At 38.9% G+C, this 21,728-nt stretch carries 17 protein-coding genes; 8 read left to right on the top strand and 9 right to left on the bottom strand.

From position 1 onward, the window contains the following. The first annotated feature begins 190 nt into the window (after positions 1-190). From FA048_RS04040 to FA048_RS19805, 4 genes are all read left to right on the top strand, one after another. On the top strand, positions 191-3,532 hold the full coding sequence (locus FA048_RS04040) for a TonB-dependent receptor (protein WP_136838921.1): 3,342 nt from the start codon (positions 191-193) through the stop codon (positions 3,530-3,532). Between the two features lie 4 nt (positions 3,533-3,536). Then, the gene (locus FA048_RS04035; RefSeq protein ID WP_136838920.1) at positions 3,537-4,604 is read left to right on the top strand and encodes a hypothetical protein; all 1,068 of its coding nucleotides are present in this window, start codon (positions 3,537-3,539) and stop codon (positions 4,602-4,604) included. Between the two features lie 2 nt (positions 4,605-4,606). Continuing rightward, a complete protein-coding gene (locus FA048_RS04030) occupies positions 4,607-4,930 on the top strand; it encodes a hypothetical protein (RefSeq protein ID WP_136838919.1) in 324 nt (107 codons plus the stop codon). Positions 4,931-5,175: 245 nt separating this feature from the next. Then, positions 5,176-5,322 carry a hypothetical protein gene (locus FA048_RS19805; protein ID WP_205943415.1) on the top strand — a complete coding sequence of 49 codons (147 nt, stop codon included), beginning with the start codon at positions 5,176-5,178 and terminating at the stop codon, positions 5,320-5,322. 102 nt (positions 5,323-5,424) lie between these two features. Here FA048_RS19805 and FA048_RS04025 read toward each other — a convergent pair whose 3' ends face one another. Both FA048_RS04025 and FA048_RS04020 read right to left on the bottom strand, forming a co-directional pair. After that, entirely contained in the window at positions 5,425-6,477 is a 1,053-nt protein-coding gene (locus FA048_RS04025) for a Fic family protein (RefSeq protein WP_136838918.1), read from the bottom strand. A 386-nt stretch (positions 6,478-6,863) separates the two neighbouring features. Beyond that, positions 6,864-7,421, bottom strand: a complete 558-nt coding sequence (locus FA048_RS04020) for a hypothetical protein (protein WP_136838917.1) — start codon at positions 7,419-7,421, stop codon at positions 6,864-6,866. 471 nt (positions 7,422-7,892) lie between these two features. Here FA048_RS04020 and FA048_RS04015 point away from each other — a divergent pair, with 471 nt between their 5' ends. Continuing rightward, entirely contained in the window at positions 7,893-8,450 is a 558-nt protein-coding gene (locus tag FA048_RS04015) for a hypothetical protein (RefSeq protein ID WP_136838916.1), read from the top strand. A gap of 137 nt (positions 8,451-8,587) precedes the next feature. On the opposite strand, the gene FA048_RS04010 is transcribed toward FA048_RS04015, so the two are convergent. From FA048_RS04010 to FA048_RS04000, 3 genes are all read right to left on the bottom strand, one after another. Further along, a complete protein-coding gene (locus FA048_RS04010) occupies positions 8,588-9,118 on the bottom strand; it encodes a YcxB family protein (RefSeq protein ID WP_136838915.1) in 531 nt (176 codons plus the stop codon). A 326-nt stretch (positions 9,119-9,444) separates the two neighbouring features. Further along, positions 9,445-10,053 (bottom strand): DUF2306 domain-containing protein, encoded by a 609-nt coding sequence (locus tag FA048_RS04005; RefSeq protein ID WP_136838914.1) that lies wholly within the window; start codon positions 10,051-10,053, stop codon positions 9,445-9,447. A 63-nt stretch (positions 10,054-10,116) separates the two neighbouring features. Continuing rightward, positions 10,117-11,052 carry a helix-turn-helix domain-containing protein gene (locus FA048_RS04000; protein WP_205943414.1) on the bottom strand — a complete coding sequence of 312 codons (936 nt, stop codon included), beginning with the start codon at positions 11,050-11,052 and terminating at the stop codon, positions 10,117-10,119. A 1,345-nt stretch (positions 11,053-12,397) separates the two neighbouring features. Between FA048_RS04000 and FA048_RS03995 the strand changes: the two genes are divergently transcribed. The 3 genes from FA048_RS03995 to FA048_RS03985 all read left to right on the top strand — a co-directional run bounded on the left by FA048_RS03995 (position 12,398) and on the right by FA048_RS03985 (position 14,222). Further along, positions 12,398-13,378, top strand: a complete 981-nt coding sequence (locus FA048_RS03995; protein ID WP_136838912.1) for a BtrH N-terminal domain-containing protein — start codon at positions 12,398-12,400, stop codon at positions 13,376-13,378. Between the two features lie 98 nt (positions 13,379-13,476). After that, on the top strand, positions 13,477-14,022 hold the full coding sequence (locus FA048_RS03990) for a hypothetical protein (protein WP_136838911.1): 546 nt from the start codon (positions 13,477-13,479) through the stop codon (positions 14,020-14,022). Further along, positions 14,019-14,222 carry a hypothetical protein gene (locus FA048_RS03985; protein ID WP_136838910.1) on the top strand — a complete coding sequence of 68 codons (204 nt, stop codon included), beginning with the start codon at positions 14,019-14,021 and terminating at the stop codon, positions 14,220-14,222. Before FA048_RS03990 ends, FA048_RS03985 begins: the two co-directional genes overlap by 4 nt. A 215-nt stretch (positions 14,223-14,437) precedes the next feature. Here the strand turns inward: FA048_RS03985 and FA048_RS03980 are convergent, their stop codons facing one another. Genes FA048_RS03980 through FA048_RS03965 form a run of 4 tightly spaced genes read right to left on the bottom strand, consistent with a single transcriptional unit; the run spans position 14,438 to position 21,643 of the window. Then, entirely contained in the window at positions 14,438-15,673 is a 1,236-nt protein-coding gene (locus tag FA048_RS03980; RefSeq protein WP_136838909.1) for an alkaline phosphatase family protein, read from the bottom strand. Between the two features lie 12 nt (positions 15,674-15,685). Continuing rightward, a complete protein-coding gene (locus FA048_RS03975; protein ID WP_136838908.1) occupies positions 15,686-16,597 on the bottom strand; it encodes a metallophosphoesterase family protein in 912 nt (303 codons plus the stop codon). 12 nt (positions 16,598-16,609) lie between these two features. Continuing rightward, positions 16,610-18,397: a RagB/SusD family nutrient uptake outer membrane protein gene (locus tag FA048_RS03970; protein WP_136838907.1), complete on the bottom strand. Its 1,788-nt coding sequence runs from the start codon at positions 18,395-18,397 to the stop codon at positions 16,610-16,612. 33 nt (positions 18,398-18,430) lie between these two features. Further along, positions 18,431-21,643 carry a SusC/RagA family TonB-linked outer membrane protein gene (locus FA048_RS03965; protein ID WP_136838906.1) on the bottom strand — a complete coding sequence of 1,071 codons (3,213 nt, stop codon included), beginning with the start codon at positions 21,641-21,643 and terminating at the stop codon, positions 18,431-18,433. Between the last annotated feature and the right edge of the window lie 85 nt (positions 21,644-21,728).

Raw genomic sequence — 21,728 nt, 5'->3', positions numbered from 1 at the left:
CACAGAGAAAAGGAGGCCTGAATGCCTAAATAGCTCAAATATAAAAAAATCTGCTCCCGGAAGCCGGGAACAGACCTGATTAGATTAACCTTAAGCCAAAGTTTTCGACGACAGCTGGCTTAAAGCAGTCTTCCCGCAAGGATAACCTTACGGGCAATTAACTTAATATGCCATACAGACAAAAAAGTCAATGTTCAAATTTATACAAAAAACAGCAGAACCCGGTTCTGCCCATGAATTTATCTTAAAACAGTATTATGCCTCATATCTATTATTCACAGCTACATCCGGCATTTTTCATCAGGGGCTTTGGAATAAATTTATCTTCCTGATGAAATGCTCATTTATAATGCTTGTTATTCAGGTCACCTTCGCAGGTGTGCTGGTTGCAGGTACAGCAAAAAGCCAGAATATAAATGAAGTAAAAGTTGGCCTGAACCTAAAAGGGGCAAGCGTTAAAGAAAGCCTGATCCAGTTACAGACTAAAAGCGGTTTCAAATTTACCTTGTTTAACCAGTTGTTTGATGGAGAACACAAAAAGGTAACGCTGGCAACAGCGCAAATGTCCGTCAGAGATGCCCTTGTCAATATCCTTTCGGGCACCAATCTTCGCTATAAATTGGTAAATGAATTTATAGTGATTGAGGCCAAACCAGTCCCACCAAAGCCCGGCAGGATCTCTGGTAAAATACTGGATGAAAAGGGCGAAGCGTTGCCCGGGGCATCCGTTAGGGTTGTAGAAACCGGTGCTGGTGCACAGTCTGGTGTTGATGGTAGTTATATTCTTAATACTCAACCCGGAACGTATACCTTAGAAATTACCTATATTTCCTTTCAAACGCAAAGGATCACGGGAGTTGTAGTAACGGAAGATAAGCATACACCACTGAACATTTCGATGAAACCTGATGCTAGAGGGCTGAAGGAAGTGGTGGTAACTTCTGGCTATAAAAAAGCTACTACCGCAGGCCTTTTAGCTAAACAGAAAAATGCTTCTGAGATTAGCAACGGTATAAGCGCCGATCAGCTATCTAGAACCCCCGACAAAAACATTGGCGAAAGTTTAAAACGCATCAGCGGGGTAAGTACTGTTGATAATAAATTTGTATTGGTACGTGGTATTGGCGAACGCTATAACGCCGCTCAATTGGATGGAATAGCACTACCTAGTACCGAAGGACAAACCCGTAATTTTTCTTTTGACCTGATTCCTACCAACATGGTAGACAACATAGTGGTAAGCAAAACCGTAACTCCGGATATGAATGCAAATTTTGGCGGGGGTTTAATTCAAATCAGCACCAAAGATATCCCGGCAGAAGATTTTATGAGCTTTACGGCAGGTACCTCATACAATGATCAAAGTACCGGCAAAGATTTTTTTAGCAAACAAAGAGGGAAGTATGACTACCTAGGGTTTGATGATGGGCGACGGGATTTCCCAACAAACCTGGAACATACTGGCCGTACTACCGCCCCCAATACTACTTTAAGCAATGAACAATATCAAGCCAAATTGGACGCCCTAAGTAAAAAATTTACGGTAGATAATTTTACAGTATACAAATATAAAACAGCGCCATCGCAAAATTACCAGTTTACCATAGGGCGTTTGTTTGGATTAGATACCGCAAAGAAAATTAAGCTTGGGTTTACCGCTTCGCTTAGTTATCGCAACACACAAGCTATCAATAATTTTGATCAATACCGATCTGGTTGGGCTCCTAAAGCTAATAATTATGGCTCGTCATATCGTTTTAATACAACTTTGGGTGGCTTGTTAAATGTTGGTTTGCAGGTTGGTCAGCACCGTTTTAGTTTACGGAATACTTACACCCACCTTTATGACAATGCCCTCACCAGAACAACAGGCTATAGCGAAGAGGATGGGAATGACTTTTTAAGTAAGGGCTTAATGCCCGATAGAATACAAGAAGTTGACGACCCCACTTTTACTAATCTTTTACAGAATAAAATTAGCGGCCAGCACCAATTGGATAAAGTAAAATTGGAATGGAACGTTAGCAGAACAAGAGTAGACAGGAAAGAAAAAGACATAGGTATAGCCGAGCAGAGAGCAAAACTGTTTGGAAAAGAGTATGCCTACTTTTACATTACAGATCAAATTAATCAAGGTTATATCAAACCTTCGTCTCGCCATAATTACGATAACCAGGAAACCCATTATTCTGGAGGGCTAGACGCATCGCTGCCATTTAATATAGGCCCGCTACGAAATAGTATTAAAACAGGATATTTCGGCATCCATAAAAAAGGAAGCTTTAACTGGCAGATCGCGACATTAGGTAATCACATCAATATATCTGACAGCTTAACTTACCTGCCGATCAGTGAGAAATTAAAGCCTGAAAATATGGGCGCACATGGTTATAATTATACTATAAATCAATGGTTTATAGATATGTATGAAGGTAAAAGTATTAGTCATGCCGGCTACCTGATGTTAGATAACCGCCTAGCCGAAAAACTGAGGTTGGTTTGGGGCCTTAGGGGCGAGTATTACAGCTATACAGAAATAAAAAACGGAACTAATCAAAAAAAGGGTAATCTGCCATTTTCTTTACCTCAAGAAAAGAAGTGGCAATGGATACCTTCGGCAAATTTAACCTACAGCCCAATAAGCGAGTTAAATATCAGGCTTGCTGCATCCCGTAGCGTGGTACGGCCAGAATTGCTTGATAACAGTCAGTTTTTTAGATATAACGCCCCGCTTAACGCCAATTTTGGAAACCTAGGCCTTGCAAGCACCAAAATAAAAAGTTACGATTTTAAAACAGAGTGGTTTCCGGGAGTAGGTGAAATTATTTCTGCGGGTGCATTTTATAAACATTTTGATAAGCCAACCGAATTGGTAACCCTAACGCTTGACGGGGATATTTATTTAAGCAATTCAGACCACGCCAAGGTGTATGGACTTGAATTTGAAATGCGCAAAAATTTAGGCTTTCTTACAGCTAATCAATTGATCAAAAACCTTACGGTATATGGAAACTTAACCTTACAAAGATCAAGCGTTGTTGGCTACTACAAAACAAAAAATCCTGATCCTAAGCTTGGAGATATTTTGGTAAAAACTAAACAAAGCCGATCAATGTATGGGCAGGCACCATACCTTATCAATGCAGGGTTGCAATACACGTCAAACCATTTTGGTTTTAATGTAGCCTATAATAAATCCGGACGTAAAACATACATCGTAGGGCTAAATCAGGATGAAATTGAATATGAAAAGCCGAGAGCACAGATAGATGCACAGGTAAGCTACAGGTTTTTAAAAAGCAGGTTTGAAGTGAAACTGAACGCCGCCAACTTACTTAACAAGGCATCTACTTATTATATCAACAGAGGTAGCTATGAAAAGAACCCGGATTTTGTTGCCGGAAGTGGTGACTATACTAATGCTAAACAATTAAAACCGGGTTTTACCGATAATTTTGAAGATGGAGATCAACTCAGATTTAATCAAAAATTTGGCCGTACCTACAGCCTTTCATTAAACTATAATTTTTAATATCATGAAACATAAAATATTTATGCTAGTCTTTCTTAGCGCTTTTGTAGCGCTGACTATCTCTTGTAGTAAAAAAGAGCTCGCTCAGCCCGATCCGGATAAAGTTATTAAGTTGCAAATCCGGGGAAGCTCATACGTTGATTTGGAATATGTTTATAAAGACAGTGTTATCGCTACCAGTTTAACCACCTCGGGTAATAATATAACAATTGATACCCGGCTTTTAATAAAAGAGGAGGGGGCAACATTTCAGATCAGAAAAAAAGGAAGTTCAGAAATATTGCAAACTAAACAACTTTCATCCAGCCCCTTTATTCAAAATTTTACCGTGTTTTATGATGGCGTAAAAGTATATGATCAGGCCATTTCTTTACTTATAAAGGGGTATGCCTTAACCGGAGAGCTTGAATTTTTATTGGATGGAAATATCATCCTTTCTAAAAGCGGAGCAGTAGATAGCCGATCTTCTATTTTAATAGATAAAGGCACTTCTAGAGAAATCCAGATTCGAAAAAAAGGTGAAAGTACCGTTTTATTAAAAAAAACAATAGTATCTGACATTCAACAACAGAATCTCAACTTCTTTTTCGATGGAATAAAGATCGTTGATAATGTAAAGCTAGATCCTCCAGCAAATCCGGCCAACATGATGATCAGTGCTAAATTCGAAACCCAGTTTCCGGCAAATTTCAAAGGCGTGGACATTGATATGGTATTTTATACAAAGATGCCATCCAGTAACGCAGCGGCAGTAAAAACCAGTCCAGAAATAAGGTTTACCCTGGCTAAAGATGGTACATTTAACTCCATTGAACTTCCACCAATACCCGCTGGCTATAGCTATAGTTACGATATCTTCGAAAAAGGCACCACTCAGGTACCCTATGTTAACTTGGTGTTGACAAATGGGTTTCCGCTTACACCTAACCTGGGACGATTTGGCAATCTTAATTTTGAAGCCGGCAAATCAAAGCTTTTAGTACTGCGTGACAGCAGAACATTAATAACAAGCCCGGCCAGAGGTACAGTTTTATCAGGCGGTTTTACTGATCTGTCTCAATACTTTCAATAACAATGCAGGCCATTAGCAAAAAGAGGCATGAGCGTTTAAGGGATGCTTTGCTGCAAATGAAAGGGTTGTTGAGTGACGGGCAAAAAGAATGCAGTTGTTTACAGCAGGCAGAAGATTATAATAGGGAACTGGAAACGATGTATCGGAACTATGATTGCCTGTTGAAAGAGCTTTCAAGACAGATCACTGCCTATGAGATTTTGTACAACGAGGTGAAGGTGCGGTTCCTGGGCAAGAAGCTGAAAGAATTGAAAAAGGAAATCCAGACTGAGAAGCCTGCTTTTGTAACGCTCCAGGCAAGCATCAAGCTTGCCTACGAAACTTGACTTTGATATAGTCACTATTGGGCAGGCCGCTTAAAGGCCTGCCCTTTTTATTTTTTGTGCGGAATCAGTATTAATTTATAAGTCTAAATCAGCGATCTAACGCAAATCGGCCAAGAAGTGGTTCTAGATTTCCAAAATGTCCACCACCACATACTTAACTAGTAGCTAGACATAACTGCTGGTTTTTTTGTCTCTTATTTTGAGAAACCTATTGTTTGTTTTACAGCGGATTCTTAACTTTATATATGCTAGAATTACAAGATTTATTATTTACTCCACCAAAAGGTAAAACTGGTAAAATCATTTATAGATTATTTCTGACTTCATTAGTGCTAGGAGGGATAGGCTGGGTTGCATGGCAAATAGTCCTTATCTTACAGAGGCCAATTTAAGATAGCATTTGATCATCATTTTCTTATGGTCGGTGTTATCATCGTACCATTACAAGTGTGATAAAAAAAATATGGCAATTCTATTCGATCATCAATCCTGCTTTAGCCCTTCAGAATTTGAACAAGATCATCATTGATGTAATATACCTCTTTTCCGTCTTTAGCTGGGCTCAAGATTTTAGCAGAAACGAGTTCGCCAAAGTATTTGGTTAATGTGGTTCTAGAGGTAATGCCCAAGATTTCTCCGATAAATTTTGGTTTGATGTAAGGTTGGCTGAAGATCGTCTCGTTTACCTCCTTGTTGTACCATTTGATAGTTGTTTTGCCATGGGCAAGTGTCGCTTCCATTTGGTTAAGAATACTTGTGATCAATTGATTGGTCAACTCTGCTGTTTTTTCCACAGCATCTAACATGTACATGACCCATGGCTTCCACGATTCCCTTTGGGTAACTCCGCTCAAATGATGATAATAGTCGTCCTTGTTGATCATGATGTACTTGGAAAGATATAGTACCGGCTGTCTCAACAGTCCTTTGTTCACTAGATATAAAAGGTTTAATATTCTGCCTGTTCTGCCGTTTCCATCAGAAAATGGATGTATGGCCTCAAACTGGTAATGAGCGATGCACATTTTGATCATTGGGTCTGTCGGATACTTCTCATCGTCATTGAGGTACTCGATTAGGTTTTCCATTTTAACTTCTATGATGCCCGCTCCCCTTGGAGGAGTGTATACCACCTCACCCGATCTGAATTCGCTTTGCCCTCGTCTAATTACGGTAAGTGTCTGTGGTGGCCTAATTCCGGCCGTAGAGTTCTTGATCTGTCTAAAGGTGCTAATGATGCTTTCCATATCCATCTTCCCTTTCTCTTGGGTGATGTGGTATCCCTCCCATAATGCCTCCCGATAGCGGAGTACCTCCTTTGTAGCTGGTTTTATATTTTCTTCCCGAATAGTTTCTGAAACCGCCTTGTAAAGTTCGTCTTCTGTAGTGAATATGTTCTCGATTGCCGTAGAGGTTTGCGCTTCTTGAAGTGCAATGGTATTGATGAGCATGGTAGGGTTTGGAAGCCTATGGATACTGGAATTTGTAGTTGCGAGAGCACGGGAAGCAGCAACGAGTTTCTTCATCACTTCAACATCTTCTTCCATGTTTTTAAGTGGAGGTAGAAATGGAAGATCGTTAAAAGGCTGTGTTCTATCGTACGGCATATGTTCAGTTTTTCGATAATATTGGAATTATAAACAAATATACACATAGCAGGTGGACATATAAGCACAACGTGTTCATTTTTTTAAAAAAAATGAACACGTTGTGGAAAAGGATAAAATAAATGAACATAAAATCATCATCTGTTCATTTATTTCGTAAAATTGGACATATAGATATAAACGGACACGCTAGAATACAAAAGAGCTTGAAACCGGTGTCTTTTTTAAGATCGCAATCTTTTCCCCTATGGTCGGTGTTCTCACGGTACCATAAAAGTAGTTAGTAGAGTAGTTTGGTGATAACACCAACACAAAAGAAAAATGCGTTAGACATTCTGACTCGAAAGCTTATGATATTGGCGCACGATGAGGTAAGCAATAAAGTTAAATACGAAGAATATCAAAAGCAAGTAGATATTATTAGATGCCATTTCATAAACAAAGGCATTCTGTACACTGCCAGGAATAAAGTCTCTTTGTGATGATGCTATTAGAATGATTAACTTTTCAATTGACTGAATTCCAATCAAAAAAAGGCCCATAGCTAACCTAGCATATCTCATGCTCCGCAATTTCCTTATCCATAATAGCTGGGTGCATAGCAGTGGAATAAGGAACATCAACCAAAATTCTAACCAGTAAGGACCAAATCCTCTATTTGCAAGTGCAAATTGTTCATATTCGCTTGCAGAGAAGAAACCATTTAATAGCGTAAAGACTATTTGTAGTATGAACAATATGCCAACAATACGTGTGATGAAAGTAACAACAATATCAAACCGGTTAACAAAACTGTTACCAATTCGTATACAGTAATAAATACACCACAAGCCAAATCCTATTAGCTGTGCTGAAATTAGAAGGTTAAGTAGCTTTTGTATCATAATAAGGTTTTGAATACATCCCACATTGTAAACCAACCATGAGTGGAGGGCTAAGGTTAGGAATGCTATTCAAATGTATGAAATTCCTATAGGTAGTGAGTGGGCTTGGTGATAACACCAACCACAATGAAAAAGGATACTTGTCTTCATTCCTCCCCCTGCCCCCTCCAGAGGGGGACATGCAGAGCTGATATAGCAAGTTTCATAGCTATTATCTCCGGAGTTTAAAAGTAGTAGTATGGTTTGGTGGTCACACCAAAAACAAAAAGAAATGCTAATTTGGCAAAGCGCTAAGCTATGGCGGTCAAAGATGGCGGATAAGAAACGCCTGATTTTCATTCCGGATGAGCCAAGGACTGACGATTGCGGTACTATTTACGATTTATTTACAAAGTTTACATTTTTATTTACAATCTAAATTACGCAGTCAGAAAATATCAAACTAGATTCGTTGAACCAATTTGAAAGGATATGAAAAATAAAAGAACTGTCAGCTATGCGCTGATTTTATCGCTGGTTGTGGTGAGCGGACTAGTATTCGCTAATCGTGAAATTAAAAATGAAACTAAGCCATCCACAAAGCCCTTGTCTACTGCTGAAAGGAAAGCCCGTATAGTAGAGGACAAGAAAAAATGGGAAGCTTCTCCTGATGGTATAAAGTACAAAAAATGGGCGGTTTCTGCTGAAGGTAAAAAAGTGCATGCCAGTCATGATAAAATAAGGAAGTACATGGACGCTTTCAGCAATATGGAGGCCGTAGTAACCTCTGTTACTTTTCAGCGCAACGGGAAATCATCAGGAATAAAATGGCTGATAGTCAAAATCAATGGCGAAGAGTACATGATGCAATTTAGTCCGAAGGATTTTAAGCAGTTAAATAGCCTGAAAGTTAACGATAAAATAATTGTTAGAAGCCGCAGCGCAGGGTATTCGCCTAATCATCCATATTTGATTGTATCGGGCGACTATATTGAGTGGAATGGTAAGACGCTTTTTAAACGTGACTTTAGCAAAAATAACCGTTGCTGAGGATTAGCTGCCGAAACACTAGCAAGTGTTTAAAAGAATCTCGGGACTACACAAAAGCCACCAATTAGGTGGCTTTTTATTTGTAAGATACTTAGCGTTTATCACAAGCGGGCTGGTTGATCTAGATAGGCCGGCAATCAACTCCATTTCCAATCTAACTTTATGATATGCTGTAAGTTAAAATTGCTGATCATTGCAAGCACTTCTTCATTCAAGGCAGGATTAGATTTTGGGATCACAATACTAGGCCCTGTACTCAGTTTTAAGAAGTAATGTGATTTAATTTCATTTACCAAGGTAATTTCAGAAATTTTTATTTTTGTATTGCTTACCCTATCTATTACCTTAATCTGGTCATCATTGATTTCAATTTCGACAATTTCCTCAGGTAAGTCTTTTAGTTTGTTTTTAACATGTTTGATATAATGTTTTTTATGTCGCCAACCGAGGTAAGTATTCCCAAAACAGATTACAAGAATTGAGCAGAAAACACCATAATACATTAAAAAACTATCTTCTTTCTGATAACCAAGAATAATAACAAATAAACCTAAGGCTAGAAAAATGAAGAAAGATCTTTTTCTCGACTTCCTTTTTTCGGAATTAGTGGAAGCCTCATACAACTGAAATGTAATATGATCGTTTTCTGAGAGTGTTAATGAATACATATTTTTTGTTAAAAACGGGTAAGTATGCTATCTCCAAATATATAGATATGTTAGAAATTAACGATGAGATTGAAAATATTAAGGTTAGTAGTAGAGCATATTTCTTTTACTAGGGTAGGTCGTCTTCATTCCTCCCCCTACCCTCCCGATGAATCGGGACAAACTCTCCAGAGGGGGACATGCAGGGTTGATATAGTAAGTTTCATAGTTATCCTCTTATGGTCGGTGTTTTTACAATACCATTGAAATTAGTGGCTAGAGGATAACACCAACAAAAAGAATAACTTGTTAAATCAGCATTAGGAAAGCAATAGCGCATATTTCTTTTAAAAGCTTGGCTTCGCCAGTTTTTTTGTTAGAAAATAGGCTACGGTTAAATTAGGTATCCAGCACCACCAAGCTACAACAATATAAGCCGTTTCAAAATTACCGAATAATGTGCTTAAAATGGGTATCCAAAGCCTTAAGGTAACTGCTGCAAAGCAGGAAGCATAGCTATAAATCATCATTTTTTGATGTTGCAACAAGTTCCCTTTCTTAATGCTGAGGTATGCCATTAACGTTGTATAAAACCAAATTATACTTAAGCTTATGAAACCTAAAGCTGCCACAATACCTCCCATTGCATAAAAAGCAATATAAAACCCAGTAATTGCACTCAATAAAACAGCAATTACGTATATCTTACCAATTTGCTTGTGCAGGGTTATATACTTATTCCTAATTTTTTGGTTGAACTGTATCCAGCCAATAAGTAAGGCAAGTCCTCCTAAGGTAATATGTATATAAAAAGCGCTATGCCAGACGAAGTCTGAAACAAGCTCGCTGGGTTTGATTTTTAATAAACCAAATCTCTTTTCCATAAAGTACAATCCGGGATAAAGCCCTACAACTATAGACAGTGCTGCCAATAGAATCCATAATGTTTTTTTCATGGTTACAAAGAAAACTGCTATTTATCTTTTAAAGGTTCCAAAAGGTAAGATGGTCTCTTTTGCTTAGGATTGGTTGCCTAGCTGTATTTTCTCTTGTTGGCAAAATGCCTTTGGAGAGAGGCCAGTTGCCTTTTTGAAATTTCTATGGAATGAAGTCTTAGAATTAAATCCGGCCTCGAAAGCAATGGAAAGGAGGGTAAACCTTTTGTTTTCGGGCAAGATTACCGTCTGCTTAAATTCGGCTATACGGAGGTTGTTGATGTAATCGTAAAAGTTTCTTCCTTCCATCGAATTAATTACCTGCGATAATGTATTGCTACTAACGCCTAAGCGCTTGGCCAGTTCATCCAGACTTAATTCGGGGTCTTTATAGAGTTTCTCGCCTTGCATCAGCAGCTTTAATTGAAGATGAATGTTTAGCAATTGTTCATCTCCTAACGCAGTTTTCTCATACTTGGTTTTTTCATTGCTGATGATTAAGGGGCTAGAGTCATTGGCTTCTTCGTGATTTTTGAGTGCACCACTAGTAATAGCGACCAGTGGCTCATCAGTAATTTGGTTAGCAAAAATACCAACCTGTTTGATGCCGAAATAGCCAATAAAAAGAATAAATAAATCGACCAGAATAAAGGTTGAAATGTCGTTCCCTAAAATAATAGATAGCCAAATGATCCCCATTCCAATGGTGAGATAGACAAGCCAGTTCAGGTTAATTTTCTCTACATAAGAAAACTGTCCTGAGATATTTTTGCGGTGCTTTTTTAATAAAATTAGGGATAAGACTACGTAAATTAAACCTGAGGGCACAATGGGAAAGCGTATAATGGAGAGAAGGCTTTCAAATCCGATCCCATTATTTTGATAAACAATGATCTTCTGGCTGAAAGATAAGGTATAAAAACCTAATAACAAGAGGTAGGCTACAACTGCAGGGATAAAATGGATCAACCAAGGCAGTCTATTTCTTTGGTTGGTTAAAGTAGCAATATATAAATACAAAAAAGGGCCGTGAATAAGTGGGATTGGAATTTCAAATCCTAGAAAATAAGGGAATTCTATAAAAAAATCAGAAATCAATATATAATACGCCAATAGATGAAAAGCTGTCAGGGTTAACCAGGGGGCTAAGATAAAATCGGCTGTTGATTTGCCCTTTTTCGTAAAAAGAAGCAAAGCAAGAAATAAGGAGATGATTATTCCTGCAATGTGGAGCATCTATTTTTTAAAATTTATTGGTATAAAATTACGTGCCCAAATTAAAAAACAAAACTGATAATTGTCTCACCAAGTTTGGGTAGCTTTTATTTTCTCTTATGGTCGGTGTGATCACTGGGGCATTAAAAACAACACCAATCACAGTGAGAAAAACTACTTGTCTTCATTCCTCCCCCTACCCCCTCCAGAGGGGGACATGCAGGGTTGATATAGCTAGTTTCATAACTATTTTCTTATGGTCAGTGTTTTCACCGTACCATTGAAGGTAAATCATCCACTAGGAGAAATACTTTTTAAATAAAAGATTTCCTTCGACAAGCTCAGGATGACAATCTTTTATGGATATAAAGACCCTGAAGATGAGAGCTTACCATTTCTCCCAATGGTCGGTGTTGTCACCGTATCATAAAAGTTGTTAGGTCATTATTCATATAAGTAGTTGAGTGGTTTGGTGATAACACCACCACAATGAGACCCTTCGACAGGCTCAGGATGACAATCTTTTATAATTACTCGTCTTCTAATTCCTTGCCCTCCCGATGAATCGGGATAAACTCTCCAGAGGGGGACATGCAGGGTTGATATAGCTAGATTTCATAACTACCAATGAGGGTATGGATTGGTGTAGATGTTTTGTTATATTTGGCTTCAATAATTAGCATTTTTATGGGTCTCATTAGTCTCTTTACGGTTTTTTATATCTTATTAGTCGTAGGTTTAGTCTATCTGTTTTTTAAAATCATAGATGGGATACGTAAATCCAATAATGAACGTAACGAAATACTTAGGGAGATAGCTGAAGAGCTTAAACGTCAAAATGCAGCTAAAAGTTAGTTCTCCCATGTCGTAGCTCGGGCCTACTGAAAGAACCAATTCAATTATGATGCTTATTTATATATTATTATTCTTATTGGCGGCTAAGCCATTAGCTATATATGGTAAGGAGATTTCCCTTGCATTTAAGGCTCGTGATTACTCAAAGTTAAAAGCTAATTTATTTTTCTTTCTAATTACTATTGCTATTGTGGTCGGATTAATCATTGCTATTATTAAGCTTTAAGTATATTTTCCTATGGTCGGTGTTTATGCCTTGAAGCTAAAAAATATCGAAAAACAGTTTTAACAAATAATGAAAATAGAGACCCTAAAACCGTTTAACGGACAACATTGTGAGACAACAGCTACAGGAACGTTGTTAAATCAACTTGATATTGAACTTTCTGAACCCATGCTTTTTGGTTTAGGTGAAGGACTAGGATTTATATTTTGGAAAATGAAATCAATGGATTTCCCATTCGTTGGCGGGCGAATAAAACCAGACCTTTTAACTCAAAACATTGCAAAGAACCTGAACCTTGAATTGACCATAAAAGAAACCGCCTCACCTCAAAAGGCTTGGGACAGTGTAAAAGAACTTATTGACAAAGGACAAGCTGTGGGCTTAAAACTAGATTGTTTTCATTTGCAATATTTTTCAAAACCATTTCATTTCGCTGGTCATTATGCTGCAATTTATGGCTACGATAAGGATAATGCTTTTTTGGTAGACACCGAACAACAGGGTGGACAGGTAAAAACTAGTTTAAATAGTTTAGCATTGGCGAGAGCAGAAAAAGGTCCAATGACATCTAAGAATTTGTATTATACGCTGAATAAAACAGGCCATGAATTTGATTTGAAAACTGCAATTCTTACAGCAATTAGAAATAATGCTACTGATTATATAAATCCACCAATTACAAATATTGGTTATAAAGGAATTTTGAAAACAAGCACGGAAATAATTGAGTGGTTTAAAACCAGTAAAGACATTGAAAACGACTTTAAAACTTCTGCAATGCTCATGGAAAAAGCAGGAACTGGTGGAGCGTTATTCAGAAACTTGTATAGAGACTTCTTAAACGAAAGCCATCAACTGCTTAAAATAGACAAACTAAAAGCAGGACACGAAGCTTTTACTGAAATTGCAGCTCTTTGGACTGCTGTTTCTCAACTTTTTGAGATGGCAAGCGAAACAAAGGACATCAAATATATTCATCAGGCATCAGAGATTTTGAAAACGATATCAGACAAAGAGAAAAAGACAATGGAGATGTTGGCGACAATATAGTTGGAAGCTATTTTTTTAGGGTCTCCTATCAACTTTATAAATGGTGGACAGCCCCGTTCGACCAGGCCTTTAAACAAGTATCACAACATTAACAAACGATGAAAAAAGTATTATATATCCTAATCCTAATAATTTCTATCAGTGAGTTTGGATGTCAGTCGATTACAGTAAGAGATTTAATAGTAGTAGATTTTGTCACAACGTCCGATCAGAACCTAGAAATTGGAAAGGCTAACTATAAGGATATATTCAATATAACCGTAGTGGATTTTAAAACTGTAAGAATGTTTATTGTTCCATTCCACAATGAACGGAGTAGTACAACTTTGCTTTCTAATGGAGATGTTGAGGAAGGGCGAACAACCTATGATACAACGTTTGTTTACTGTTTATTTGAAAAAGGAAGTAAGGTAGGCTTGAGGTATGATTCTTTGACCAGTGTTTTACCTCAAAAATTTCCAGTTGATTCATTATTGAATAGAATTAATATTTCAAATGGACATCTAAAGGCGAATTCAATAGCAGCGGGCAAGTTGGATTATTCGCTCCGAGAGGATATAACAGGCAAATTATTGGAAGAGAAATTTGTTTGGAGAAAGATGGAATTGTTGATTCGACTTATAGATATTTCAATCCATCAATGAAAGGTATTGATTTCACAATCGCTCCTTCAATTGATGAAAAATACAATTCCAAGTTGATTAAAATTGTTAACATAACTATCAAGGATAAAACAAGGAATGTGCTTATAACAGAAATTAAAGAGGGAGAATTGAAAGATCCAGTTCCAATTATTAAGCTTATCGAACGATTTAAAAATGATAAGCAAGTTAAGCTTAAATAAAATAGAATGCCACTCAATTGAGTGGCATTCTATTTTATTATGGTCGGTGTTATCACCGTACCATTGAAGTAGTTATTATTATAAGTAGTAGAGTGGTTTGGTGATACACCAACCAAAAGGAGATCTTTCGACAGGCTCAGGATGACAATCTTTTTTCAACCAAGTATAAAAGATTTAGAAGATTAAACACTCCTCCTTTTGCTAGCTGCGGCTTATCATTTAACATTTATCCAGCTGTTAAGCGTATTGTTAGCTCCTTCGACTACTACTTTGTAAAATTTAGAAGGATAGTTTTTGAGATCGGCTACATAGTGCTGCTGAGTTACATCAACTTCGGCCAATAGCTGATAAACATCTTTTTTTCCGACTTTAAATTCGTTACTAGTGGTCAGCCAGATTTTAACCTTTCCTGTCTTTTCCAATGCTTTCCATGAAATGTCAAGATGGCCTTGGATGTAATTTGTTTTGAGTGCGGCTATAGATACGGGCCCTATAAAAGATGTACCGTCTATTTCTTGTGCTACATCTTTTGTGAGGTTAATGCGAAGGTACTGAGCTATGGAAGGCATGATATCTACCACACCAATATCAAAATACTGAGCATAAGCATTAAGGTCTTTATAATTGCTCACCATCCAGGTTGAGCGTTGACGGTCTGATTGACCTCCATGCCCACGACCTGTTTTTTCATCACGACCATGATCGGTTGTGATTACGATTAGCCAGTCTTCCTTAAATTTTTGCTTGCGATAGTTAATCGCATTCCAAATCTGACCAATTTGTTGATCTAACATTTGAATAGCGGTATAAAATTCAGGACTGTCGCCATAGCGGTGCCCCATATCGTCAGTATACTCTAGGTAAACCCAAGAGAGATCTGGCGCTTTATCATGGATGGTAGTTGCAGCTTGCTTAACCACTTCCTCATCAATTAGGTGCATATAGGCAGAATTTTTATCATGCTTAAAGCGGATGGTATCCAGTTCATAACCGTCTGCCACAAAATCGGGCTTAAAGTTTCCCGTTTCTGCAAGACCCTCTCCAAGTAGCTTGGTACGGTTGTCTGTCCAGCTAGAGAAAATTGCTGTTTTTTTATCAGGGTACTGGTTTTTAAAAAGCCTAAAAATATGCTGATAGTTGTAATTAGGCGCCTTAATGGCATTATCAGGCACATTATGTTTATTTACCCAAGTGCCGGTAAGTAAACTGTTATAACCAACAGCTGATATTGTTGGCGATTCGTTATAGCTACCTCGGTCACCACCTACATGCATACGCGAATAGGATCCTGCAGAAATAATCTTTTTAAAATTTGGCAAATCTAACCGTTCCATTACATCCGCAGGGATACCATCTGCAATTACATACACCACTTTACGCGGGCGGCTTTGGGCCGATGTTGAGATAGATAGCGAAACAAAGCAAGCGAAAATAATTGTCCTTAATAACATGGTGCTGTTGGATTAAAAAGTGTGTGGTAGATATTCGTTTTCAACGGTTCCGTCTTCGTATAATTTAAGCAAGGCATATCCTGGTGGGGTTTCTAGGTAATAACCGGGGCCAGCTGATTCTGAATCGCCCTTGCCCCACCAAAAACCGCTCATGGCTCCATTGCAGCAATAGTGAACACCATTATAAACCGTTTGATCTGAAAGATGGTTATGCCCACTAAGGCAGATTTTTACCTTATCGCGGTGTTTGTAAAACAGGTCTTTAAGTTTTTTACAGTCTGAATGCCCACCACCTACCAACACCTGGGTAGTGCCTAAGATTGGATAGTGCGACATGATGAGCGTAGGTGTAGCAGCGGGAAGGTTTTTTAGTTCTTGCTCAAGCCACTGATACTGCTCATCATCTAGCGATATCTTGCTGTTGTTCCCATCGAGAATAATAAAATGCCAGTTCTTTTTTTGGAAACTATAATAACGGTTAGGGATTTTCAATCGTTTTACAACGTAATCCTTACCATACATTTCATCGGTTTTTGCAGGCGCTTTCCACCAAGGGTCATGATTGCCAATACAACTGTGTATTTCGTACTTGTCGATTACCTTCATGCATTCATCCCAAACGCTCCATTGTTCTGTTACCTGATTGCGAACTACATTATCATAAGAGGCATCATTAATTGAATCGCCACCATTCAAGAAGAAATCAACTTTATGCTTACCAATAATCTGTTTTAAACAGGATTTAAACCTTTCGGGTGCATTTTCGCTCGAACGGATGTGTACATCGGTAATATGTGCAACAGTAAGTACTGGCTTTTTTCCTGCTTTTTCGGAAACCGCACTGGATGCCAATGCGGGTAAGGTACCTGTTAATGCAGCACCAGCTGATAAGCCTATTGCCTTTAATAACGATCGTCTCTTCATTTCTTTCATCATTTACCAGCCAAAAATTTGTTTCAATTTAGGGTTTAAGATTACCTGTTGTTGCGGGATGGGGCGGTAATAGAACTTTGGCTCTTCAAAGGTTCTTGTTACATTTTCTGTTACAATATTGCCTCCTGTGTTGCCATTCTTTAAATAAACTGTTGCATCACTTCCAATCAATCCTGCACGGTAATAGATAAGTTTTACGCCAAGAGAATTTTTTTCTTTCTGGTCTTCACCCGGAATGGTTGATGTTCTGTCGATCAGAATGATATCATCAACACCATCGCCAGTAAGGTCGTATTTACCTAAACCTCCAAAATACATGCCTTCTGGACTTTTAGTTAAGAGTTTACCAACCTTCCAACGCATCAGATCGTCATAACGCATGTTTTCAAAAGCATATTCAACCCTACGTTCTCTTCTGATCTCTAATATCAGACCTACATTGGCGGTTACGTTCGGATATTGCAACTGCAGTGCCGGATCTGGATTTGCATTGGCTCCGAGGTTAAGATCTGGGAGGCCAGCCCTTTTACGGAGTAGGTTTATTGATGCATCCAATTGGCCTTGCGTTAATGTACCGAGTTCGGCAAGGGCTTCAGCATAGGTTAGTAATACTTCGGCGTAACGGTATACTGGAAAGTCGACACCGTTTAAGGTTGCGTTATCTGTACTGTTTACATAGCCTTTTAGCTGATGGTATCCTGTAAAGTTTTTATTTAAGCGCTGGATATATGGTGTGGGATCTGGTACCCTAACCCATCCTGGATAAACCATAGTCTGTGACATTCTTGGATCACGATTTTTAAATTCTGCCACAAAACCAAGTTGGCTATAGCCCGATACATCGGTAAACCTGCTTCCATCTCTCATCAAGTAGGTTTGCAAAAGGTCTTTGGCAGGTGCCTGCTCGTAATCTCCAAATACTGTTGAATTCACATTCTGGCTTTTGCTCTTGCTCAGGTCAAAGATGTTAACTAAAATCACCTCACTGTTACCTGTTAAATCCTGACTAGAAAACAGGGTTCCATAATCTTGATCAGGTTTACCAGTATTATAGATGGAGAATTTTTTAGCTGCAATAATGTCTCCTGAAATTCTCGCTGCAGTTTCTAAAAAAGCATTTGCAGAAGTGCTTAGGTTCAGCTCGTTATGGTATTTACGGTAAGTACCCTCATAAAGTGCTGCTCTTGCGTACAGGGTTGCAACGGCCCATTTGCCTGGTGTGCCAACCGGAACGCTTTCTCTAACATTTTTGTAGGCAAAATCAAGATCGGCCATTATGCTATCTGCAATTAATGTTCGAGGGTCTCTTGGGTTGTAAAGCTCTTCGTCTCCCGGCTCTAATGTGCCAGAATACCAAGGGACATCAGAAAAACGTTTCATTTTATCGAGATAGAATTCTGCACGGTAATACCTCGCTAGCCCTGCATAATGATTTTTAACGGTTGCGGCTACCTGTGCTTTCCCATAGTTTTCGAGAAAATAGTTGATATTTCTTAGTCTAGTCCAGCTCCAGCCTGTGGTAATGTTTTGCGCATTTGTATTGCCCCCCATAACGTTCTTTACTTCTACTGCTGCGGTAGTAGCTACGTTATCTGTACTTTGATCATTGAGATAGGTATTACGGTCTGGTTGCGAAATTAGGCCGTTTACATAAAGCGAAAGATCACTTTCGGTATTAAAGAACAAGGTTGGAGAGATAGAAGTTTGCGGGAAACGATCTAATTCTCCTTTTTTACAGGCTCCGAACATGCCTACAGTTACAATAAATACGATATATATATACTTTTTCATTTGAAAATGATTTGAATGTGATAAAGTCTTGCGTTAAAAATCGAGGTTTAAACCGAATGCGTACCTGCGTTGGTAAGGATATGCCCAAGCACTCGGACCTTGGTTAACTGCTTCTGGATCGATGAATTTCTTGATCGAAGAGAATTCATATAGGTTCTCTCCAGTAGCAAAAATCCGCAAACGCCTTACATTAAACCTTTTGGTAATCTTGGCCGGTATGGTGTAGCCCAACGATACATTTTTAATCCTTAGGTAAGCACCATTAAGCAAGTATTTGGTTTGGGGAATATCCAATCCCGCACCGTAGTTGGCATCAGCAAGCCATGATTGAAGCACAGGGTACTGTGAGTCGGTGTTGGCATCAGCAAGGCCCGCAGCGATATAGGAAGCCGAGTGTTTCTCCCTTTGTGTTGGCGAATCTGCCGTACCACGATAATAATCAAGGTTCCAAGGGTAAACATTAGCATAAGGTTGTTGATATGGGCCCCAGAAAAGATAGTGATGGGGATAAAAATCTCTTTTTAGTACGCCTTGTAAAAATACAGAAAGATCAAATCCTCCCCAATCCATATTTAAATTGGCGCCAACGGTATAACGGTCAGAACTGTTTCCAATAATTTTGAGATCCTTAGGATCATTGGCACTTAAGCCTCTTTCTATTTTCTTGTTGCCATCAAGATCCATATATTTTGGCCATCCCTCCACAATTGAAAGTGCACCCCATGGAATAATTGCCGATTGGTCTAGTGCTGCAATTTCTGCTTTACTGCGAAAAACACCATCATTCTCTAACCCCCATATCTCTCCAAGAACTTGTCCTTCACGGTAAAGATTTGAAAATAGGTTCTGGTCATTTCTATATTTGGTAATTTTAGCTTTAGAATCGGCCAAGAATATTTTAGCATCAAAACTGAAGGGTTTCGAAGCCAGCTCAAACCTGTCTCTATAGGTAATGGCAAGCTCCCATCCCTTGGTGCGCAAGTCGGCAGCGTTTTGGCGTGGAACGCCCGTTCCCAATACGCTCGGTAAATCCTGTGGTGGCCCCAACATGCCTTTAGTATCACGTATGTAGTAATCAAAAGCAAAGGAAAGTTTATCGTTCAATAATCCGATATCAGTACCCATATTTAAGGTTGATACCCTTTCCCAGGTATAAGTTTGAGGATCGACAGGTAGCCCAGGGGCGCCATTAATTACCTGGTTTTGCCCATTACCACCAATTAAATAACCTGAAGTGCCGGGTACAAGAGACTGGATATAACCAAAATCGCCCACATTCTGGTTTCCAAGATCACCATAAGAAGCACGCAGTTTAAATGTAGATACTGCTGGTGATAGTGGTTTAAAGAAATCCTCAGCACTTGCTATCCATGCAACAGAGGCAGAAGGAAAAAAGCCCCAACGTCTTTCTACCGGGAATCTTGATGAACCATCATATCTTCCAGTCGTTTCGAGAATGTACCTATTTTTGTAAGTATAATTCAATCTTGAAAATACACTGTTGGTGGCATAGGCCGAGTAGCCTGCACTGGCAGCCGCTGTACCGCTTGTAAGCGACATGAAAGGCAATGAAGAAGAAATCAACATGTTTTTACTGGCATTTACAGTAGAATAACTGTAATCTTCACTGTTGAAACCCACCATTGCACTAAAGAAATCGTCGCCAATTGTCTTTTTATAAGTAGCGTATACATTAAATGCGTTATTAAATAGATAGCCATTGTTTTCGGTTACAGAGCCGTCCCCACCTTCCTCACGGATATCGTTGGGGCCATAGCCGATTTTGTATTTTTTGCTGTCGTTGTGTGTTTTCCAGAGTTCCCGCTTAAATGATGCATCTCCGTTTACTTGAAGGTCGCCTTTTAAAAACAAGGCCGTAGCACTGGTAATGTTATGAAAACCGAACATATTCTGGAGGTTGTTACCGCCATCAACAAGCTTAGCGGCTAATTTACCTGCAGCAGTATTTGCCCAAGTACCATCAGGGTTTTTGGCCACATCAGTTGGCATCAGGTAATACAGGTCGGTAATATTTCCATTGGGAAGTGCCCGTTTAGTTTGGTATATATTGATGTTGTTATCGATCTTTAGCCATGACAATGGAGAAAAGCCCACCTTTGATCTTAGTCCATAACGATCCCAATAATCAGCTGTAAGTTTGTTTAGTCCATTATCCTTTGTATAATCTGCAGAAAGGTAATAGGTAAGCGGTTTTTCATTTACTGTTGCACCACCAGAAAAGGTAAGGGTGTGGCTCTTAGATAAACTTGAGTTATTGAAAAAATAGTCATACCAATCATTGCTACCCATATATGCCCATTTGGTGGGATCGGTTGGGTTAAGGCGGGTATCGGCAATAGATGGATTATCAGATCTTTCTTTTGCCCAACGGTAATATTCATCCGTATAATTTACATAGTCCCAAGGTGTATTATCGGTAGACGTTTCTAAAACCCTTGAAAAAATATAGGGGTCTGTTACCGGTTTAGGGAGTAGGGTTGGTTTAGCGAATGACTGGAAAGTATTGTAGCTGATTACATTATTACCTGCCATACCCTGTTTAGTGGTAACCAAAATTACACCAAATGCCGCACGAGCACCATAAATTGCTGCAGATGCTGCATCACGCAATACGGTGAAAGAAGTGATATCGGAAGGGGTTAAGCGCAATAAGTCATCAGTACTAGTTGCAGGAATATTATCAATTACGATTAAAGGAGAGCCACCATTTATAGAAGTATAACCCCTGATGTTGATATTGGGTAAGCTTCCTGGAGCACCGCCTGCATAAGTGATATTCAATCCAGGACTAATCCCTTGTAAACCCTGCAGTACATTTGTAACTGGCCTTGATTCGAGCTGCTTACCCGAAATCTGATCGATTGCTCCGGCAACGTTAATTTTTCGCTTAGTTCCGAAACCGACTACCATAACTTCGTCAAGTTCTGCATAATCTGCATGCAGTGCAACGTCAATTGTGGTCCTGCCTCCAACAGAGATTTCCTGTTGCTTGTAACCGATGTAGGAAAAAATCAATACCGCATCTGGCTTTGCATTCGTAATCGAATAGATACCGTTGCCGTTGGTAGCGATGTGCTGGCTTGTTCCTTTAACTGTGATATTTACCGCAGGAATTGTCTCCCCGGTCTTCGCATCAGAGACGACACCCTTAATGGCGATCCCCTGCGCAAAAACAGTTGTGGACATGGTCAATAGTGTGAATACCCATAGTAGCTTTTTTTTCATTTTGCTTGATAATTAGTTGTCTGATTTGGAATTTTAGTTGTTTCAGCGGCACAAAAATGGATATATCATATTAAGAGCAAGTTAA

Origin of the sequence: Pedobacter polaris, from assembly GCF_005116505.1 — a bacterium.
Classification (GTDB): domain Bacteria; phylum Bacteroidota; class Bacteroidia; order Sphingobacteriales; family Sphingobacteriaceae; genus Pedobacter; species Pedobacter polaris.
Note: the sequence above shows the minus strand (reverse complement) of the source record. Positions and strands in the feature narration are given on the sequence as shown.

What these genes read in the sequence shown, in the direction of transcription:
- FA048_RS04040 (WP_136838921.1), top strand. Translation starts at nt 191, where the DNA reads ATGTTCAAATTTATACAAAAAACAGCAGAACCCGGTTCTGCCCATGAA.
- FA048_RS04035 (WP_136838920.1), top strand. Translation starts at nt 3,537, where the DNA reads ATGAAACATAAAATATTTATGCTAGTCTTTCTTAGCGCTTTTGTAGCG.
- FA048_RS04030 (WP_136838919.1), top strand. Translation starts at nt 4,607, where the DNA reads ATGCAGGCCATTAGCAAAAAGAGGCATGAGCGTTTAAGGGATGCTTTG.
- FA048_RS19805 (WP_205943415.1), top strand. Translation starts at nt 5,176, where the DNA reads ATGCTAGAATTACAAGATTTATTATTTACTCCACCAAAAGGTAAAACT.
- FA048_RS04025 (WP_136838918.1), bottom strand. Translation starts at nt 6,477, where the DNA reads ATGGAAGAAGATGTTGAAGTGATGAAGAAACTCGTTGCTGCTTCCCGT.
- FA048_RS04020 (WP_136838917.1), bottom strand. Translation starts at nt 7,421, where the DNA reads ATGATACAAAAGCTACTTAACCTTCTAATTTCAGCACAGCTAATAGGA.
- FA048_RS04015 (WP_136838916.1), top strand. Translation starts at nt 7,893, where the DNA reads ATGAAAAATAAAAGAACTGTCAGCTATGCGCTGATTTTATCGCTGGTT.
- FA048_RS04010 (WP_136838915.1), bottom strand. Translation starts at nt 9,118, where the DNA reads ATGTATTCATTAACACTCTCAGAAAACGATCATATTACATTTCAGTTG.
- FA048_RS04005 (WP_136838914.1), bottom strand. Translation starts at nt 10,053, where the DNA reads ATGAAAAAAACATTATGGATTCTATTGGCAGCACTGTCTATAGTTGTA.
- FA048_RS03995 (WP_136838912.1), top strand. Translation starts at nt 12,398, where the DNA reads ATGAAAATAGAGACCCTAAAACCGTTTAACGGACAACATTGTGAGACA.
- FA048_RS03990 (WP_136838911.1), top strand. Translation starts at nt 13,477, where the DNA reads ATGAAAAAAGTATTATATATCCTAATCCTAATAATTTCTATCAGTGAG.
- FA048_RS03985 (WP_136838910.1), top strand. Translation starts at nt 14,019, where the DNA reads ATGAAAGGTATTGATTTCACAATCGCTCCTTCAATTGATGAAAAATAC.
- FA048_RS03980 (WP_136838909.1), bottom strand. Translation starts at nt 15,673, where the DNA reads ATGTTATTAAGGACAATTATTTTCGCTTGCTTTGTTTCGCTATCTATC.
- FA048_RS03975 (WP_136838908.1), bottom strand. Translation starts at nt 16,597, where the DNA reads ATGAAGAGACGATCGTTATTAAAGGCAATAGGCTTATCAGCTGGTGCT.
- FA048_RS03970 (WP_136838907.1), bottom strand. Translation starts at nt 18,397, where the DNA reads ATGAAAAAGTATATATATATCGTATTTATTGTAACTGTAGGCATGTTC.
- FA048_RS03965 (WP_136838906.1), bottom strand. Translation starts at nt 21,643, where the DNA reads ATGAAAAAAAAGCTACTATGGGTATTCACACTATTGACCATGTCCACA.